17 protein-coding genes, 2 tRNA genes and 1 riboswitch are annotated in these 17,901 nt (G+C 46.1%); of the genes, 5 read left to right on the top strand and 14 right to left on the bottom strand.

Annotation, left to right across the window (positions count from 1 at the left end; translation table 11 throughout):
- The first annotated feature begins 121 nt into the window (after window positions 1-121).
- Entirely contained in the window at window positions 122-1,780 is a 1,659-nt protein-coding gene (locus ICN26_RS06975) for a thiamine pyrophosphate-binding protein (protein WP_216267770.1), read from the top strand.
- Window positions 1,781-1,826: 46 nt separating this feature from the next.
- Here the strand turns inward: ICN26_RS06975 and ICN26_RS06980 are convergent, their stop codons facing one another.
- A complete protein-coding gene (locus ICN26_RS06980; protein WP_216267771.1) occupies window positions 1,827-2,858 on the bottom strand; it encodes a Bug family tripartite tricarboxylate transporter substrate binding protein in 1,032 nt (343 codons plus the stop codon).
- Window positions 2,859-3,067: 209 nt separating this feature from the next.
- On the opposite strand from ICN26_RS06980, the gene ICN26_RS06985 reads away from it, so the two are divergent.
- Window positions 3,068-3,652, top strand: coding sequence for a hypothetical protein (locus ICN26_RS06985; RefSeq protein WP_216267772.1), 585 nt, complete (start codon window positions 3,068-3,070; stop codon window positions 3,650-3,652).
- Window positions 3,653-3,717: 65 nt separating this feature from the next.
- Here the strand turns inward: ICN26_RS06985 and ICN26_RS06990 are convergent, their stop codons facing one another.
- Window positions 3,718-3,966 carry a hypothetical protein gene (locus ICN26_RS06990; RefSeq protein WP_216267773.1) on the bottom strand — a complete coding sequence of 83 codons (249 nt, stop codon included), beginning with the start codon at window positions 3,964-3,966 and terminating at the stop codon, window positions 3,718-3,720.
- Between the two features lie 93 nt (window positions 3,967-4,059).
- Window positions 4,060-4,134, bottom strand: a tRNA-Asn gene (locus ICN26_RS06995).
- Between the two features lie 21 nt (window positions 4,135-4,155).
- On the opposite strand from ICN26_RS06995, the gene thiD reads away from it, so the two are divergent.
- Window positions 4,156-5,040 (top strand): bifunctional hydroxymethylpyrimidine kinase/phosphomethylpyrimidine kinase, encoded by an 885-nt coding sequence (gene thiD, locus ICN26_RS07000; RefSeq protein WP_216267774.1) that lies wholly within the window; start codon window positions 4,156-4,158, stop codon window positions 5,038-5,040.
- Between the two features lie 31 nt (window positions 5,041-5,071).
- Here the strand turns inward: thiD and ICN26_RS07005 are convergent, their stop codons facing one another.
- The 10 genes from ICN26_RS07005 to ICN26_RS07045 form a co-directional block, all read right to left on the bottom strand.
- Window positions 5,072-5,998 (bottom strand): thiamine phosphate synthase, encoded by a 927-nt coding sequence (locus tag ICN26_RS07005; RefSeq protein WP_216267775.1) that lies wholly within the window; start codon window positions 5,996-5,998, stop codon window positions 5,072-5,074.
- A 12-nt stretch (window positions 5,999-6,010) separates the two neighbouring features.
- Window positions 6,011-6,829, bottom strand: coding sequence for a thiazole synthase (locus tag ICN26_RS07010; protein ID WP_216267776.1), 819 nt, complete (start codon window positions 6,827-6,829; stop codon window positions 6,011-6,013).
- A 52-nt stretch (window positions 6,830-6,881) separates the two neighbouring features.
- Window positions 6,882-7,079 (bottom strand): sulfur carrier protein ThiS, encoded by a 198-nt coding sequence (gene thiS, locus ICN26_RS07015; RefSeq protein WP_216267777.1) that lies wholly within the window; start codon window positions 7,077-7,079, stop codon window positions 6,882-6,884.
- Entirely contained in the window at window positions 7,070-8,221 is a 1,152-nt protein-coding gene (locus tag ICN26_RS07020) for an FAD-dependent oxidoreductase (protein ID WP_369411806.1), read from the bottom strand. Before ICN26_RS07020 ends, thiS begins: the two co-directional genes overlap by 10 nt.
- Window positions 8,222-10,159, bottom strand: a complete 1,938-nt coding sequence (thiC, locus tag ICN26_RS07025) for a phosphomethylpyrimidine synthase ThiC (RefSeq protein WP_216860397.1) — start codon at window positions 10,157-10,159, stop codon at window positions 8,222-8,224.
- Between the two features lie 40 nt (window positions 10,160-10,199).
- A riboswitch (TPP riboswitch) is annotated at window positions 10,200-10,306 on the bottom strand.
- A gap of 75 nt (window positions 10,307-10,381) precedes the next feature.
- On the bottom strand, window positions 10,382-11,221 hold the full coding sequence (locus tag ICN26_RS07030) for an NUDIX hydrolase (protein WP_216267778.1): 840 nt from the start codon (window positions 11,219-11,221) through the stop codon (window positions 10,382-10,384).
- A 211-nt stretch (window positions 11,222-11,432) separates the two neighbouring features.
- Window positions 11,433-11,507: transfer RNA gene (locus ICN26_RS07035), tRNA-Arg, on the bottom strand.
- A 62-nt stretch (window positions 11,508-11,569) separates the two neighbouring features.
- Complete coding sequence (locus tag ICN26_RS11030) at window positions 11,570-11,704, bottom strand: hypothetical protein (RefSeq protein WP_255534428.1); 135 nt, start codon at window positions 11,702-11,704, stop codon at window positions 11,570-11,572.
- 8 nt (window positions 11,705-11,712) lie between these two features.
- A complete protein-coding gene (locus ICN26_RS07040) occupies window positions 11,713-12,948 on the bottom strand; it encodes an MFS transporter (RefSeq protein ID WP_216267779.1) in 1,236 nt (411 codons plus the stop codon).
- The gene (locus tag ICN26_RS07045) at window positions 12,945-13,964 is read right to left on the bottom strand and encodes an NADP-dependent oxidoreductase (protein WP_216267780.1); all 1,020 of its coding nucleotides are present in this window, start codon (window positions 13,962-13,964) and stop codon (window positions 12,945-12,947) included. Before ICN26_RS07045 ends, ICN26_RS07040 begins: the two co-directional genes overlap by 4 nt.
- 148 nt (window positions 13,965-14,112) lie before the next feature.
- Between ICN26_RS07045 and ICN26_RS07050 the strand changes: the two genes are divergently transcribed.
- Both ICN26_RS07050 and ICN26_RS07055 read left to right on the top strand, forming a co-directional pair.
- A complete protein-coding gene (locus tag ICN26_RS07050) occupies window positions 14,113-15,594 on the top strand; it encodes an NAD-dependent succinate-semialdehyde dehydrogenase (protein WP_216267781.1) in 1,482 nt (493 codons plus the stop codon).
- Between the two features lie 25 nt (window positions 15,595-15,619).
- Complete coding sequence (locus tag ICN26_RS07055) at window positions 15,620-16,627, top strand: Bug family tripartite tricarboxylate transporter substrate binding protein (RefSeq protein ID WP_216267782.1); 1,008 nt, start codon at window positions 15,620-15,622, stop codon at window positions 16,625-16,627.
- Here ICN26_RS07055 and ICN26_RS07060 read toward each other — a convergent pair.
- A complete protein-coding gene (locus ICN26_RS07060) occupies window positions 16,624-17,844 on the bottom strand; it encodes a CaiB/BaiF CoA transferase family protein (protein ID WP_216267783.1) in 1,221 nt (406 codons plus the stop codon). The genes ICN26_RS07055 and ICN26_RS07060 overlap by 4 nt on opposite strands.
- Window positions 17,845-17,901: the final 57 nt, after the last annotated feature.

Raw genomic sequence — 17,901 nt, forward strand, 5'->3', positions numbered from 1 at the left:
TCGCTGGGACTGATCAGCCTCTTCAATGGACTGTCCTATCGACTCCATTATTAGATAAAGTGTGATAACTTTCTGATACTCGTCATGCAAATCCAAAATCTTTAGAAAGCCGATCAACATCATGGAGACCCCAAGTAAAGTGCTAAATGGTGGCCAAATCCTCGCAAATGCATTAGCAAGGCAGGGTGTAGATATTGCTTTTGGTGTTCCTGGCGAGAGCTTCCTGCCTCTATTAAATGGCTTGGTTGATCACCCTGATTTTCGATTTATTACTTGTCGACAAGAAGGTGGCGCAGCCTATATGGCAGAGGCCTATGGAAAATTAACAGGCCAGCCCGGCGTCTTAATGGTTACTCGCGGGCCTGGCGCCTCGAATGCCATGATTGGAATGCATGCGGCTTATCAAGACTCAACTCCGATGGTTTTACTGGTCGGACAAGTTGGGACTGACATGGTTGAGCGTGAGGCCTTCCAGGAAATTGACTATCGTCGCATGTATTCAGAATGTGCAAAATGGGTTGGTAGCATCGATCGCGTCGATCGGATTGATGAATTTGTTTCACATGCTTTTCATGTGGCTCAGGCTGGTCGAAAAGGCCCAGTTGTATTGGCTTTACCGGAGGATGTGTTGTACATGACTGGTCAAGAAAACCCAGTCAAAGCTGCCCATATCGTTCAGCCAGGCTTAGATCTTCACAGTTTTGATCAAGCAATGCTTTCTTTTGCCTCTGCTAAAAATCCAATGGTGATCGCTGGCGGTGGTAATTGGAATGCCACTGCATGCGAAGCTTTACGTTCTTGGGCAAACGCGCAGGCCATACCAGTTGCAACAAGTTTTCGCTCTCAAGATGTAATTGATAATCTGGATCCTGCTTTTGCAGGTGATCTAGGCATTGGTGCCAATCCTGCTTTGGTAAAGCGTATTCAAGAGGCAGATGTCTTATTGGTCATCGGAGAGCGCCTCGGAGAGATGACAACTGCTGGTTACAGCATATTGACTGTGCCTCAAGCAAAAGCAACATTAATTCACGTACTGTCGGGCCCGGAAGAGTTAGGCCGTGTCTATCGACCTGACTTTGCCTTAAATTGCAGCCCAGAGAATTTCTGCTCAGCATTAACAATGGTAAAGATGAATGCTCATCATGATCGCACCGCCATGAAGCAGGCTCATGAAGAGTATCTCGCTTTCTCGAGTCCTGTCACGGTTGCCGGTGATCTGCAATTGGCGTTCATCATGGACTCATTGCCTGATCTGATACCGCGTGATGCAATCATTACTAATGGTGCTGGCAATTTTGCAACTTGGGTACATCGTTTTTATCCCTATGGAGCATACAAAACCCAATTAGCACCCGCTAATGGATCAATGGGCTATGGTCTTCCCGCAGCAATTGCTGCAAAGATTGCTAGTCCAGAAAAAGTGGTTATTGCAGTTTGTGGTGACGGTGACTTTATGATGAACTGCCAAGAGCTAGCTACAGCTGCTCGCTACGATGCTTACCCAATTGTTTTGGTAGTGAATAATAGTATGCTCGGCACTATCCGCATGCATCAAGAAAGAGAGTTTAAGTCTCGCGTGATTGCGACTGGCTTAACCAATCCTGATTTTGTGAAGTTTGCAGATAGCTTTGGAATACCTGGTTTTAGAGTCAGCAAGACCGAGGAATTTGCACCTGCATTTGCAAAGGCACTGGCTAGTAAAAAAGGTGCTTTGATTGAACTAGTCTTAGATCCAGAAGTGATTACCCCAACTAAACTGCTTTCTCAATTGGGGAAATAAAAAAGAGGAGCTTGGCTCCTCTTTAAGTAAGTTGACTCTCTGAAGCTTAATCTACTTTTGCTCCAGAATCTTTAACAACTTTTGTCCACTTGGTAATTTCATTTTTAATGAAAGCGGAGAATTGGGCAGGTGTATTACCAACAGGCTGTGCACCCATTGCTAAATATTTTTCTTTTACAGCAGGACTATTGATGGCAGCCATCAGTACAGCGCTATCTTTATTGAGAACATCAGCTGGCATATTTGCGGGACCGACAACACCGAACCAAGAAGTTGCTTCATAGCCTGGTAAGTTTGCTGCCTCAGCAATAGTTGGCAGGTCTGGAAATGCAGGCGAGCGCTTCGAGGTGGTAACGGCTAAGGCTTTTAAGCGACCAGCACGTATGTAGTTAATCGAAGAGGGAAGATTGTCGAACATGATGTCGACATTTCCAGCCATTAAATCCGTCACAGCTGGAGGACTTCCTCGGTAGGGCAAGTGAACCATATAGGTTTTTGTCATAGATTTAAATAGCTCTCCAGCCATATGAATCGAGGTGCCATTACCACTTGAAGCCATGTTGACTTTACCTGGGTTAGCTCTGGCGTAGGCAATCAAGTCATTCACGCTATTGATTTTGTTTTTAGCAGCAAATTCAGGATTCAGAACTAAGACGTTAGGCAGCTCTGCTACTAATGTAATGGGTGTGAAATCCTTGATCGGATCAAATGGTAATTTGCCGCCGCCTTGGGTGTAGAGAGGTAGATTAATGCCATGCGTGCCCACGGATGCCATGAGCCAGGTATAGCCATCCGGGGCCGATTTAGAAACTATTTCCGCGCCAATATTGCCACCGGCACCTGGCTTATTGTCAATGATGACATTCCACTTTACGGTATTTAATAGCTCGTTTTGGAGCGGTCTGGCAATGTTATCGGTTGCCCCGCCAGCAGGAAAGGGAACAACAAAACGTATTGGCTTATTAGGATAGTCTGATTGAGCGAGGGCTATATGGCTAGTGCCAATCAATAAGGCTATCACTGCCGCAAAGAATAGGGGTATACGAATAAATCCATTTAAAAGCTTACTTTGAATCATAGCTATCTCCTGTTTACTAAATTCATTCTAATGATGATTATTAATTCAGTGTTAAAAGCATAACAGAGCAAGTGGCAACTGGGTTCCGGGAGATTAAAAAGCTTTTTTTGGGTTCGATCCCTTCTAATGAAGAGTATGCTACGGGGGTCTGTGGCGAGCCTTTTCACCTTGAATTGAGGGCATCCACTAAAGAATGCAGAAAGAACGCAATGACAAAACTCACATCCAAACCCATCCTAAAAAAAGCGAGCGGTATCTTGGCACAAGAGTTTGCTATACCTAAAGACATCGCCTGGGCTTGGGTCACTTTGCTACTCTCTCAAGAAGAGCAAAAGCGCGATAGTGAAGAAAAACGCTATGCCCGTATCGCAGAATTCGAAGCCTGGATTGTGGAATTAAATCTTCCGGCTGATCCCAAAAATCCCGAGGGCGGTGCAGTCAGCCCAGAGTCAGTAAAAAATTCCGCTAGAAATGTATTTGAGTGGCCTCATGAATATATCTTTGATGAGCCAGCGGTACCAAAACATCCAGACTCTAAAGTCACCTATGGCGATACGATTACTAAGCCAATCTTGGATGCTATTAAAGATGCCGGAGGATCGGATGATCGCCCAGCGCTCATTGCTATTTTGGAAGGCTACGCAAAAGAGGGTAAAGAGCCATTTGCCAATGTCACGTCAGAAGGCATTGAGTGGAAGGGGGGTAATTGGTCTGAGGGGGACAAGCTCAATCTTCTCACCATCAAGACTCTAAATAATCGCTTGGCTAATCTGCGCAAAAAAGGGTTGATCTAAGTTCAGTAATCTCGCCTTAGCTATAAAAGCAAAAAACTACTTTCGGGTGGTTTTTTATTTGGGAATTACTTTTGAGATTGCTGTTTACGTTTAAAAAGTATCCAAGCCGTATTGATTCCTGTGATGACCATGATTGGCCAGAGCAGAGTACAAAGCATGATCCAAAAAATACGACCTTCTAGAGGGGAGGTTTGATCAGAGTCCTTTGCCTTGCGAGGCCCTTCACTAAATAGGTGTCGTTTTGAATAAGTAGTAAAACCAAAGCTTGAACCAAAGATGAGGAAAAGGCAGATAAAAGTGTATGCATTCGTCATTTTTTATCCTATCTAAGAGTGTTTAAATTAAATCTTACATGATGGCCCGCTAATAAAAAACCCTGTAGCTATTAGGCATACAGGGTTCTAATTTGGCTCCTCGACGTGGGATCGAACCACGGACCAACAGATTAACAGTCTGCTGCTCTACCGCTGAGCTATCGAGGAATAAGCCGATATTATAGCAAGATGAAATCATCTACTCCAAGTTCTGTACAGATCCCTAAAGTATTGACTATCGCTGGGTCCGATAGTGGCGGTGGCGCTGGCATACAAGCCGACCTTAAAGTCATCACAGCCCTTGGTGGATATGGGATGACGGTGATCACCGCTATCACAGCCCAGAATACTTTGGGGGTGAGCCGTATTCAGGATATTGATCTTGATGTGGTTGAAGCTCAGATTGATGCGGTATTTATGGATATTGGGGTGGACATCGTCAAGATCGGCATGTTAGCTAGTCCAGAAATCGTTCGCACTGTGGCGTCGGCTCTCAAGCGCCATGGAGCCAAAAGAATTGTCCTAGATCCTGTGCTCAGAGCTACTTCAGGCGCCAGTCTTGGTGGAGACGATACCGCTCAGGCCATGATTAAAGAGCTATTTCCAATGGCAAGCTTAATCACTCCTAATTTAGAAGAGGCGGGCTTGCTCTTGGGTCGTGAGCTCGAAGGAGTGAAGGACTTCAAGATGGCGGCAGAAGAGTTGCTCGAGATGGGCTGTCAGGCAGTTTTGATCAAGGGAGGGCATCTGGATGCTAGCCATACTCAGCTGACAGATTTTCTGATGTGGCGAACTATTGAAGATGGTCTTGAAGTGGTTCAATCAAAAGAATTTAAGCACTACCGTGTTGACACGCCTAACACCCATGGCACTGGCTGCTCGCTATCGTCTGCTATCGCGACTTATTTAGCTGATGGTCACGATCTTTCTCATGCAGTTGCTAAGGCAATTTCTTATGTTGAGGCGGGGCTCGAGAAAGGCCGCTTCTTAAGTATAGGTGAGGGTCCAGGACCTTTATGGCACATGCATGATTTTTACCCAACTGCATTGCCAGAAGAAGAGGGTAAGTATTAAGGATGAAAGATGAAAGACTTAGGATTAAGGGTTAGGTTTTCATGAGTTCTTGCAGTCTCTTGACTGCTGCTTTTGGATCACTCGACCCATTGATTGCCCTGACAACCGCAACCGAACCAACGCCGCTTTGTGCTACTGCATGAATACTGCTTTCATCAATGCCGCCAATAGCCACTAAAGGATAGTGATTCATCAATTGAGCATATTTATATAAACGTCCCAAGCCTTGCGGAGCGGTAGCCATCTTTTTCAGATTGGTTGCAAAGACTGCACCCATGGCGATATAACTCGGGCAGAAGCGATCTGCATGAACCATCTCAGCATAGCCGTGAGTACTCAGACCTAGGCGTAGGCCTGCAGATCGAATCGCATCTAGATCCGCTACTTCTAAATCTTCTTGCCCTAGATGAACACCGTAGGCACCAGCTTCAATCGACTCTTGCCAATAATCATTAATAAAGAGCAAAGTCTTGCTGCCTTTGACTGCTTCAACAGATTGCGCAATCTGTTTACGGATCAGTCTACGATCATCTGATTTGAGGCGCAGTTGCACTGTTGGCACTTCAGCCTCAATTGATCGTTTTACCCAATCAGCATCAGGCATTACGGCATATAAACCCAAGCGCTGAGGACACTCTGCAAAAGCATTGGGGTTCATGTTGCGTGTCCAAGGGAGCAAATCAAAATGTTCAGGTCTAGAAGGCCATTTCAGTGGGTTAAATCCACCATCTTGGTGAACCATGCGTGACCAAGCTTTACCTAATACTTTGGCATCACATTCGATAAAGCCCATCTCAATCGATGCAAGTGCGCCTGCCAGCTCATAGTGATCTGCAGCATGTTCATTATCAATTTTTGGTGGGGGTAATGAGATGCTGTACTCTGGAATCGGTAAGCACACTTCATCCTTGCCATGGGCTGCAACAATTTGATCTGCAAGGTCGCGCACTAAGCTCATCTATTTGACTTTTTAACTTTGATGCCAAAAAGGCGTGCCAACCAAAGGCGTGCTAGCTTGGGCGGACTGTTGGGCTTGCATGGTGCCGGAGAGGTAGGCAGTGCGACCAGCACTGACTGACATCGCAAATGCTTTAGCCATAGCCACTGGATCATCCGCTAGCGCAACAGCCGTGTTGAGTAAGACACCATCAAAACCCCACTCCATCACACTGCACGCATGCGAGGGAAGACCCAAACCAGCATCCACCAGAAGCGGAACCTGTAAGCGGTCACGTAAGAGTTTTAGTGCATAAGGATTTAAAGGGCCCTGTCCAGTACCAATTGGAGCAGCCCACGGCATCACTGCCTGGCATCCCACATCCACTAAGCGTTGGCATAAGATCAGATCTTCAGTGCAATAAGGTAAGACCTTAAAACCATCTTTAATTAAAGTTTCTGCTGTAGACACTAAACGTAAGGTATCGGGTTGCAAGGTATAGTCATCGCCGATGAGCTCTAACTTAATCCAACTAGTCTCAAAAACCTCACGCGCCATCTGCGCTGTTGCGATGACCTCTTTAGGGCTATGACATCCAGCGGTATTCGGTAAAACTGGCACAGCCATTTTCTTCAAGAGATCCCAAAAGCCGGAATGCGCTTCAGTTGTAGAAGTGCCTTGCCGACGCAGGCTTACCGTAATCATTCCGGGATTGGATTGCTTCACTGCATTTTCCAATACCTGTGGAGAGGGATAACGCGAGGTTCCTAGTAATAAGCGACTAGCAAAGATCTCGCCATACAGCACCAATGGATCGGCCATATTTAAAGAGTTTGGTAATGGGGCTGTCATGTTGATTAATTACTTTTGTCTAGATATATTTCTGAATGTAATAGTTACTGAATTAACCGCCAGTGACTGGTGCAATGACTTCCATCTCATCGCCCTCACGGAGCACTTCTTCTGCATGCTTGGTCTTAGGAACAAATTCATAGTTGATAGCAACGGCAAAGGGTGGTTTGGCATCGATGAGTTGCAGCACATCATCAATCGTGCATTGATCCGGAACCTCTTTGGCAACTTGATTCACCATTATGCGCATGTACTTAGCTCCTGCTCGACAGAAGCTGTCACCTGAAGACCTAAGTCATTAGCTGTGCTACTAGATCCTGAATCCAATACTTCTAATGCGCAATCCAGAATCGCTGGTGAAATCATGAAGCCATGTCGATAGAGTCCATTGATCATCATGAGTCCAGCTTGGTTTGGTTTTCGATCAACAGCGATCTCTGGCAGATTATCTTTAAGTGTAGGGCGACATTGTGTTGCCATTTCCAAAATACGCGCTTCAGCAAAGCCGCTATGAACGGTATAAACCGCACTAAGTAATTCCAGAGCGGAGCGCACACTCATGGGGGAAAGATCTTCAGATTCAATTTCTGTTGCGCCAACAACGTAGACATCATCCTCTTTAGGGGCGATATAAATTGGATAGCGCGGATGGATTAGGCGAGTAGGGCGAAGCAGCTTTACTTCAGGCGCATAGAGGCGAATTACTTCACCACGCACTCCTCGTAAATCTTTAGAGGATCTACTGGCATCCCTCCAAGAATCCTTAGCGCCAAGGCCACGACAATCAATCACCCATTCAAAGCCATTCTTTTGAGTTCGCAGTAGCTCAGGATCAGCAGCCTGATTCCAGTGACAAGGCACCTTCATCAAAGTCAGCTCAACTAACAAAGCCTCTAGCAATTGACGGTTATCAAGCTGGCCTTCATTGGGAAGATAGAGGCCTTGGGTAAAGCGTTCAGCAACACCGGGCTCGATTTCTGCAAGAGACTGACTATCTAAATGAATTGGTTTTGACAGCGCCTGATTGTGATCGCAATTTCTCTCTAGATGGGAGGAAAAACGTTCTGCATCACTAGCATCTTGCCGATGCCATAAGATCAAAGTGCCATCTTGTTGAAAGAATACCGGCTTCGCTAATTCATTGATGAGTTGCTTCCAGCGTGGCAAGCTATGAACACCCATACGCACGACGTTATCTTCGGTAATAGCAGACTCTGCTAATGGAGCCAACATAGCAGCCGCAATTCGAGCTGCAGCTAAGTTGCCATCAGAGCCACCTTTCTCAAACAGCTCTACTTGGGCGCCGCGCTTAGCAAGTGCGACCGCTAGCAGCCGACCCATGAGGCCGGCGCCAACGATGGCGTATTTGCCGTTTGAGAATCCGTGACTCACTTACTGATAAATCTCGCTACCGCGCTTACGAAACTCAGCTGACATCTCTTCCATGCCTTTTTGTGGATCAGTAGAGGCTTCTGCAGTAATCGGAATGACTTTCGACTTAGGATTGCCATCCGCATCTAATGTGGCAGCGTAGTCACGCACTTCCTGAGTGATCTTCATCGAGCAGAACTTCGGTCCACACATTGAGCAGAAGTGCGCAATCTTCGCGCCTTCTGCTGGCAAGGTAGCATCGTGATACTCGCGAGCACGCTCAGGGTCTAAGCCCAAATTAAATTGATCTTCCCAGCGGAACTCAAAGCGGGCTTTGGATAAAGCGTTATCTCGTACTTGAGCGCCTGGTAAACCTTTAGCCAAGTCTGCACCATGAGCTGCAATTTTGTAAGTGATGATGCCGGTTCGGACATCTTCTTTATCCGGCAAACCTAAATGCTCTTTTGGTGTGACATAGCAAAGCATTGCTGTACCGTACCAGCCAATTTGAGCTGCACCGATACCACTGGTGATGTGATCGTAACCAGGAGCGATATCGGTAATCAATGGTCCGAGAGTATAGAAGGGCGCCTCTAAGCAGTGCTTCAACTCTTCAGTCATATTTTCTTCAATGCGCTGCATTGGCACGTGACCAGGGCCTTCGATCATGACTTGCACATCATGCTTCCAGGCTTTGGCAGTGAGTTCACCAAGGGTGTGCAACTCGCCAAACTGCGCGGCATCATTGGAGTCAGCAATACAGCCAGGACGCAAGCCGTCACCCAAACTAAATGACACGTCATAGGCTTTCATAATCTCGCAAATTTCATCAAACTTCGTATAGAGGAAGTTTTCTTTATGGTGAGCTAAGCACCACTTCGCCATGATGGAGCCACCACGAGAGACGATGCCAGTAATACGGTCAGCCGTTAAAGGAACATAGCGCAGTAATACGCCAGCATGAATGGTGAAGTAGTCCACACCTTGCTCAGCTTGCTCTACCAAGGTGTCGCGGAACATTTCCCAGGTGAGGTCTTCTGCAATACCACCAGTCTTATCGAGCGCTTGGTAGATTGGTACTGTACCAATCGGAACAGGTGAGTTACGAATAATCCACTCACGAGTTTCATGAATATGCTTGCCTGTAGAAAGATCCATGATGGTGTCTGCGCCCCAACGAATTGACCACACCATTTTTTCTACTTCCTCATTGATAGAAGAAGTCACAGCAGAGTTACCCAAGTTGCCGTTAATCTTCACGCGGAAGTTGCGGCCGATAATCATTGGCTCTAGTTCAGGGTGATTAATATTGGCTGGAATAATCGCACGACCGGCAGCGATTTCAGAGCGCACAAATTCACCGGTAACGATGTCAGGTAGATTTGCGCCATAGCTCTTACCTGGGTGTTGCTTAAGCAGTTGTTTGTATTCTGGATTCTGACGCAATTGCTCAAGACCCATGGATTCACGCAGAGCAACGTATTCCATTTCAGGAGTCACGATGCCTTTGCGGGCGTAATACATTTGACTTACATTCTGACCCGCTTTAGCGACGCGCGGTGGATTAATATGGGCAAAACGCAAATTCTGTGTAGCCGCATCTTGTGAGCGGGCAACACCATACTCAGAGCTTGGTCCCGCTAACTGCACTGTGTCACCACGTTCATCGATCCAGTTCTTGCGCAATAAAGGTAAACCTTTTTCAAGATTGATCACGATCTCTGGGTCGCTATAAGGGCCTGATGTGTCATAAACTGGCACAGGGGGATTGGGTACCATTTCTTCACCAACGCGTGTTGATAATTGCTCGATCATGCGAATCGGCGCTTTGATATCTGGACGCGAACCCTCTAGATAAGTTTTAGTAGAGGCGGGGTAGGCAAATTTTTGGCCAAAGTCACGCTCTAAGCTTTTTAAGCTAGGAATTTCTTGTTTTGCTTTTGTGTTGGTATCGCTCATGTCCATCTCCTGACTGTTTTTAGATGGACGAAACCGGGTGACGGTCTGGTGGAAAACTCCCCACGCCAGCATTACCTGGATCGGGTTATAGGGTCTTTCTCAGCGCCTCGTAGCAAAAATCACTCAAGGGCACCCCTGTTTCATCCTTAGATCTTATTTAACCACGAAATGCCTTAAAGCTGGGCGATGAAAATCAAGTGCTGAAATCCAATTTGGACGAATTCAGCCCGCTCTGGTATTGCGCAAAATGAAATCCGCAGTCACAAAGGCAGCATCGCTAGTGAATTCATCGGCCAAAATACGGGCTGCAGCCTCTGAAAGCGAGATTTCAATAAAACCACTCACTTCTCCATCATGATTCGTAGGTACAAAGTGATCCGCGAGTTCTAGGTCATAAATATAGAGCTGCTCATCATGAAATCCCCGTCCTAGTATCGGGCGGCGCATGTGTATACCACCCACGGGCTCAATTTGATTAGAAATCTGGGGTGGTACCCCAGCTTCTTCCCATAACTCCCTGCGGGCATTGACCCAAGGGGTTTCATCCGCCCCTATACCGCCTGCAGCGAGGTTATCCAGACGGCCAGGGTCTGTAGATTTGGTTTCGCTTCGACGCCCAAGCCATAGATTGCCGGCCTTGGTATAGCCATTGATATGAGTTGCCATGCTTCGAAAGCCAAAAGCACGGAAGGCAGAGCGTTCTAATCGGAAGTATTCATGACCGTTTTGGTCAATCCAAGCAAAATCCTCATTCCTCCAGCCCAGAATTAGCCCGCCTTGACGCATCCGATCGGCCATTATCGAAAGACTCTCGGAGAGAGCCAAGGGCCTTGCATGATGAATTGTTAGGCGATCGTGGCCAATCTCGATATAAGGGATCGAGTTTGCGCCCAAAGATTCTTGTAAATAGCTCGTGAAATCAGGATCCAAGTGCCCAATAAGCTGTCCAGCGGTATAGCCGCCCAAGAAATGGATGGGTAAGTAATCTGGCGGAGCTGGCCTTGCCGTATTTTGGAGCATTTCCTCTAAGGCGGCGATGGTGCTAGTTGTGAGCTTTTGCATGCTCTAAGTGTAAGAGATATTAAAAATATCAAAAAATTGCTCTGAATATTTATCAATGAATTTAAATTGTCAACAACTGTTTACATACATTTTTTCTTGGAGGTGGATGCTCATAAATTAAGCAAGCTAGGTCACTCTATACAAATCTGCGACTTACGAAAACTTTTGGGTATTTATCCACACAAGCTGTGGATAAGTTCTGATTGAGAAGTGGTCCCGCCGACAGGAATCGAACCTGTATCCCACGCTTAGGAGGCATGTGCACTATCCATTGTGCTACGGCAAGATTGAAAAAAAAGTAAAACGTTGTATAAAAAAGATGATAGGACAACTTTCATTATCCACTGATTACCAACCACACAGTGCCCACACTTGATTGGTAATTGCGACCGTTAACTCTGGTGCAAAGTATGCGGAGAAAATAATTCCCAATACTGCTGTTGCTAGAGCGTATGAAACGAGGCGCAAAATAGAGATGTTCATTAAAAAAATTAAGCAGTAGCAGGGCGATGAATTGCTCGCTCTTTCACTGGCAGATTAATTAAGAATGCAAACACACCTAAGGCAATTGCAATGTTCCAAACGATCAGATAAGAGCCGGTGCGATCAAACAGGTAGCCGCCAAAATAAGCTCCGCAGAAGCTGCCAAGCTGATGGGAGAAGAAAACCAAACCAGAGAGCATAGAGAGGTACTTCACGCCAAAAATTTGTGCAACGATTGCATTGGTTAATGGGATGGTAGATAGCCACAAGAAACCCATAATCGCTGCAAAGATATAGGTAGTAGTTGGACTCAGAGGCAGATAAACAAAAGCGATGATCGCTATAGATCTGCTGATATAGATGCTTGATAAGAGGTAGCGCTTTGGAAAGCGTTGTCCTAATATTCCGGCGGCATAGGTTCCAAAAATATTAAATAGCCCGATTAATGCAAGGGCGGTAGTTGCTACATAAGGCGCGCCAACATCAGGATACATCTTAGATAAATCTTTTAGATATGGTGCTAAGTGAACCGCAATAAATACGACCTGAAAACCGCAAACAAAATAACCCAAAGTGAGTAATCTAAAACTGGGGTTAGCTATCGCTTCGCTTAAGGCTTCTTTAATAGTTTGATTGCTACCTTGCTGCATATTCACGGCATTGGGTTCACGCAACATCAATGCAATCGGAATCATGAGACTTGCCATGATTGCCAATGCGAGTAGCGCATCATTGGCACCAAAGTTTGATAGCAAACCTTGCTCAACTGGAATCATTAGAAATTGTCCGAATGATCCAGCCGCTGCTGTGATGCCCATAGCCCATACTCTTTTTTCAGGAGCAACGTTACGACCTAAGATGCCATACACCACGCTATAGGTGGTTGCAGTTTGCGCAAGACCGATTAGCAATCCGCCTGCAAATGCAAAACTTAAAGCATCGGTAGAGATAGCCATACCGGCTAAACCCAATGCGTAAAGTGCGCCCCCGGCAATCATAATTTTGAGTGCACCGTAACGATCAGCCAACGCTCCAGTAATAGGTTGAACTGCGCCCCAAATTAAATTTTGTAATGCGATAGTTAAAGCAAAGGTCTCACGCCCCCAACCATTGGCAGAGGTAATGGGTAGGTTAAAGAGTCCAAACCCATGACGTATGCCCATCGAAAAGGTCACCATCAGACCGCCAAAGATCAGTAGGTTCCTTAGCGTGAGGGTGTTAGATAGGCTAGATTGCGGTGTCATGGATGTTTTCTCGGAATGTCCAGTACTGAGGATAGCTTGATTATTTGTTTACCCAAACACCTGCCCTCAAATAGATCAATGAAGGTCTGAGGTGCGTTTTGAAGGCCCTCAGTGATTTTTTCATGTACCTGGATCTTTCCTTCTACTATGAGGTCTATTAGTTGCTTTTGGATCTCCCGCCATCGAGAGACATGATCAGAGACGATAAATCCCTGAATCAACATGCGTTTAGCTAGTAAGGTGCGCAGATTGATGCTGTGGAACTGCTCTTCAAGACCTTCGGCAATCAGTCCGCATATGGCCATGCGGGAGAAGGGGTTCATTTGAGGAATCAGGTCATCAAATAAAGTACCCCCAACATTCTCAAACACCCCGTCGATACCATTGGGAGCAGTTTTATTTAAATTGCTGGGCCAACTACTGTGCTTATAAGGCAGGCAGTGATCAAAATTCAATACATCTTGCACATAAGCGCATTTTTCCTCAGAACTTGTAACTCCTATGACATTGGCGCCTTGTAGTTTGGCGAGTTGGCCAGCAACACTCCCTACGGATCCTGCGGCAGAGGTAATCAGTATGGTTTCACCGGCTTGGGGCTTACAAATATCCATCATTCCAATCCAGGCAGTGATTCCAGGCATTCCTGCGGCTCCAAGTAGCCAGGTTTCAGAAAAAGGGGTATGAGGGATAAGTTTGATCGCACTGGAATTCATGACGGCATGAGTTTGCCATCCCAGCATGCCGATGACTTTATCTCCCACCTTAAATTGATCAGACTGGGAATCGATCACGACTCCAATGCCTTCACCCATAACGACTCCACCAAGCGCGATAGCGGGTGCATATGATTTGCGCTCGCTCATTCTGCCGCGCACATAGGGATCCAGCGAAAGCCATTGATTTAAAACGAGGACTTGGCCGTTCTTCAATGGCTCTATATCAGCGTCAATGCATTGAAAGTTATCTTGTGTTACGGTTTGATTTGGCCTGTTACGCAGAATAATTTGAGTATTCATTTTTTATTGCAAAATTCTCTCCGTATCCAATAATCAATACCTTGGCATAGCATGAGTTGCCTAGGGTTTTTACTGATAATTAGGGTCTCAACCTTTTTAAATTAATGAGCAATTTTGCCACTTACAAGATTCTTTGGAGTATTTATTTATGTCAGCAGTAAATCTTATTAGTTCGTTATTGAAAGATAAAAATCTCCTGAAGGGTGATGCATTTATCGGCGGTAAATGGCTTCAAGCTAAATCAGGCAAAGTATTCTCAGTAAACAACCCCGCAACTGGTGAAGTAATAGCTCAGGTTCCCAATCTTGATGTTGCTGATGCGCTAGCTGCTGTTGCATCAGCTGAAAGTGCGTTTGCCTTATGGCGGACAAAAACTGGCAAGGAGCGTGCTGCAGTTTTGCGTAAGTGGTTTGACTTGATTACAGAGCACACCGAAGATCTTGGAATCATCATGTCTTTGGAGCAGGGCAAGCCTTTGGCCGAAGCTAAGGGCGAGATTCATTATGGATCTTCTTTTATTGAGTGGTTTGCCGAAGAAGCAAAGCGGGTAACCGGCGCTATTCCTAGTTCAACTTGGGAAGACAAGCGTCTGATGGTTCTCAAGCAACCAATTGGAGTATGTGTTGCGATTACTCCTTGGAACTTCCCTAGTGCCATGATTACTAGAAAAGTATCTCCAGCACTGGCCGCAGGTTGCTCCATTGTCATCAAGCCTGCCGAACAAACACCGTTGTCAGCATTGGCATTGGCTGAACTCGCTTCGCGTGCAGGTGTCCCTGATGGTGTGATCAATATTTTGACTGCGGATGCTAATAATTCCATTGCAATCGGTAAAGCACTTTGTGATTCTCAAGTGGTTAAGCATCTTTCGTTCACCGGGTCTACCGAGGTTGGAAAGTTACTGATGATGCAGTGCGCTCCAACAGTGAAAAAGATTGCCCTTGAGCTAGGTGGTCATGCGCCATTTATCGTCTTTGAAGACGCCAACATTGACAATGCGGTTGCTGGTGCTATGTTTGCTAAGTACCGTAATGCTGGCCAAGCTTGTGTTGCAGCCAACCGCTTTTATGTCCATAAAAAAGTTCACGATGAATTTGTGGAAAAATTTGCTGCTGCTACAAAAGGACTCAAAGTGGGCCATGGTTTAGAGCCTGGCGTTACTCAAGGACCATTGATTGATGATCAGGCACTGGCTAAGGTCCAGAGGCATATTGCTGATGCAGTTTCTAAGGGAGCGACCTTGGTTACCGGTGGCAAGTCTTCTGAGCGTGGCGGTACTCTCTTTGAGCCTACCATTTTGGCTAATGTAAACAATTCCATGCAAGTGGTAATTGAAGAAACATTTGGACCAGTTGCCCCGGTCATTCCTTTTGAGTCTGATGAGGAGGTTGTCAAGCTGGCAAATAACAGTCAATTTGGATTAGCTTCTTATTTCTACAGCCGTGATATTGGTCGGATCTGGAAGGTTGCTGAAGCTCTGGAGTTTGGCATGGTCGGTGTCAATACTGGCCTCTTTTCTAACGAGGTTGCTCCATTTGGTGGGGTCAAGCAATCTGGTCTAGGTAGAGAGGGCAGCTCTTGGGGTATCGATGAATACCTCGAGATGAAGTATGTCTGCGTAGGCCTATAAAAAAATAGATGGAGGAGACAAATTAATGCATTCCAAGAAAAAACAAAAAATCAGAATTTTATTAGGCTGTTTATTTGCTGCAGTCTCGCTGTTTAGTCAGAGCGCATCTGGCCAGTCAGCGACTACTGAAGAGGCATGGCCTAATAGACCAATTTCAATGATCATTCCATTTCCGCCAGGTGGAGTTGCCACAGTTGTTGGCAGACCTATTGCTGATGGCATGGCTAAAAATCTTGAAAAGCCGATCATCATGGAAAACAAACCTGGTGCAGGTGGCGGAATCGGTAACGCCTATGTAGCAAAAGCAAAGCCTGATGGGTATAACGTATTGTTTGCGATGTCCTCTGTTTCAACGATTCCTGAGACAGACAAGATCGCCGGCAAAACGGCTTCGTACACAACTAACCAACTCAGACCGATTGGCCGCATTACTTCCGATCCATTGGTAATTGTTGTGAAGAGTGATGCACCATGGAAAACCATGACTGAGTTTGTTGCTGATGCCAAAAAGTATCCTGGTAAATACAATTTCAGCTCTTCTGGTAACTACGGAACTATGCAGTTACCAATGGAGATGCTTAAAACGAATCAGAACATTTTCGTTGTTCATATTCCCTATGGCGGTGCCGGCCCTGCTGTGTTGGCAGTACTCAGTGGAGAGGTTGATATTGTTGCAAGCGGCCCATCCACAGTAGTTCAAAACGTCAAGGCTGGAAAGCTCAGAGCTTTAGCTCATACCGGAGCAGGCAGGATGGCTGCGCTACCAGACGTTCCATCTCTGAAAGAGCTTGGAATACCCGTTGAATACAATCAATGGACTGGAATTTTTGTACCGAAGAGTACGCCTGAGCCCATTGTCAAAAAGTATCGTGATGCATTGAGGGTTGCCGTTAACGATAATTCTATTCGCTCAACTATTGGCAATGCAGGTAGTCCAATCGACTATCTTGACGAACCTGAATTCCAAGTCTTTTGGGATAAGGACATTGCCAAGATGAATGAAGTTGTTAGAAAAATTGGTAAGCTCGATTAGATCGAACCTTTTTCTCTCAGTAAAACGATATCCTGCGCGCTAAGACCCAGTCTCTCGCGCAGGATCTCATCAGTATGTTGCCCCAGGGTAGGAGGCGCCATCCTCACTTCTACTGGAGTTTTAGAGAGTCGCATTGGACTCGCTACTAACTTCATAATGCCCGCCGTGGGGTGCGGTACATTCATTTGAATATCTCGGGCTTTAACTTGCTCATTCTCAAATACTTCTTGAAAATTGTTAATTGGTCCGCAGGGCACATTTGCCTTTTCAAGCAAGGTAATCCACTCTGCCTTAGTCTTCTTTCTCGTCATTTCCTCAAGCAGGGGTACTAGCTGTTCGCGATGCTTGACCCGCATTGGATTCTCCGAGTACAGAGGGTTGTCGGCTAAATGAGATTCATCACCTGCTGTCACAAAATGCCTAAATTGGCTGTTATTCCCTGCAGCAACAATCATCCAGCCATCTGATGTTGGAAGCGTTTGATAGGGCACTATCGTTGGGGATGCATTACCCCAACGCTTGGGGATTTCATCAGAGCATAAATAGGCGCTAGCCACATTTGCCATGACTGCTATTTGCGTATCCAAGAGGGCCAAGTCAATATATTGGCCTTCGCCAGTATGGTTTTTATGGGCAATGGCCGCCAAGATGGAGGTGGTGGCGTACATCCCTGTAAAAATATCGGCGATTGCAACCCCCGCCTTTTGTGGGCTAGCCCCTGGAAAGTTGTCCGCCTCACCGGTAACGCTCATAAAGCCACCCATGCCTTGGACAATAAAATCATATCCAGGGCGTTTGGAGTAGGGTCCAAATTGCCCGAATCCAGTAATTGAGCAGTAAATGAGATCTGACTTCACTTTTTTCAAGCTCTCGTAATCAAGCCCGTACTTCGCCAGTTGCCCAACTTTGTAGTTTTCAATGACTACATCGGACTCTTTTGCCAGCTGGCGAATGATTTCTTGGCCTTCAGGCTTGCTAATATCGACCGTGATGGAGCGTTTATTGCGATTAATAGATATGAAATACGCGGTTTCGGCCGTATCTTGACCACTTTGATCTCTGGCAAAAGGAGGGCCCCAGTGACGCGTATCGTCGCCCTCACCAGGTTTTTCAACTTTAATGACGTCAGCACCAAGGTCGGCGAGATTTTGTGTGCACCACGGGCCGGCAAGAACACGGCTGAGGTCTAAAACGCGAATATGACTTAAGGCTCCCATCCTGCAATTTTGGCATGAAAAAAAGGGTAATTCAGGAAAATTCAGGTTTTCGTTCAG

Source organism: Polynucleobacter hallstattensis (assembly GCF_018881835.1).
Classification (GTDB): domain Bacteria; phylum Pseudomonadota; class Gammaproteobacteria; order Burkholderiales; family Burkholderiaceae; genus Polynucleobacter; species Polynucleobacter hallstattensis.

Coding starts and splice junctions, on each gene's coding strand:
- ICN26_RS06975 (WP_216267770.1), top strand. CDS start 122: ATGGAGACCCCAAGTAAAGTGCTAAATGGTGGCCAAATCCTCGCAAAT.
- ICN26_RS06980 (WP_216267771.1), bottom strand. CDS start 2,858: ATGATTCAAAGTAAGCTTTTAAATGGATTTATTCGTATACCCCTATTC.
- ICN26_RS06985 (WP_216267772.1), top strand. CDS start 3,068: ATGACAAAACTCACATCCAAACCCATCCTAAAAAAAGCGAGCGGTATC.
- ICN26_RS06990 (WP_216267773.1), bottom strand. CDS start 3,966: ATGACGAATGCATACACTTTTATCTGCCTTTTCCTCATCTTTGGTTCA.
- thiD (WP_216267774.1), top strand. CDS start 4,156: ATGAAATCATCTACTCCAAGTTCTGTACAGATCCCTAAAGTATTGACT.
- ICN26_RS07005 (WP_216267775.1), bottom strand. CDS start 5,998: ATGAGCTTAGTGCGCGACCTTGCAGATCAAATTGTTGCAGCCCATGGC.
- ICN26_RS07010 (WP_216267776.1), bottom strand. CDS start 6,829: ATGACAGCCCCATTACCAAACTCTTTAAATATGGCCGATCCATTGGTG.
- thiS (WP_216267777.1), bottom strand. CDS start 7,079: ATGCGCATAATGGTGAATCAAGTTGCCAAAGAGGTTCCGGATCAATGC.
- thiC (WP_216860397.1), bottom strand. CDS start 10,159: ATGAGCGATACCAACACAAAAGCAAAACAAGAAATTCCTAGCTTAAAA.
- ICN26_RS07030 (WP_216267778.1), bottom strand. CDS start 11,221: ATGCAAAAGCTCACAACTAGCACCATCGCCGCCTTAGAGGAAATGCTC.
- ICN26_RS11030 (WP_255534428.1), bottom strand. CDS start 11,704: ATGAACATCTCTATTTTGCGCCTCGTTTCATACGCTCTAGCAACAGCA.
- ICN26_RS07040 (WP_216267779.1), bottom strand. CDS start 12,948: ATGACACCGCAATCTAGCCTATCTAACACCCTCACGCTAAGGAACCTA.
- ICN26_RS07045 (WP_216267780.1), bottom strand. CDS start 13,964: ATGAATACTCAAATTATTCTGCGTAACAGGCCAAATCAAACCGTAACA.
- ICN26_RS07050 (WP_216267781.1), top strand. CDS start 14,113: ATGTCAGCAGTAAATCTTATTAGTTCGTTATTGAAAGATAAAAATCTC.
- ICN26_RS07055 (WP_216267782.1), top strand. CDS start 15,620: ATGCATTCCAAGAAAAAACAAAAAATCAGAATTTTATTAGGCTGTTTA.
- ICN26_RS07060 (WP_216267783.1), bottom strand. CDS start 17,844: ATGGGAGCCTTAAGTCATATTCGCGTTTTAGACCTCAGCCGTGTTCTT.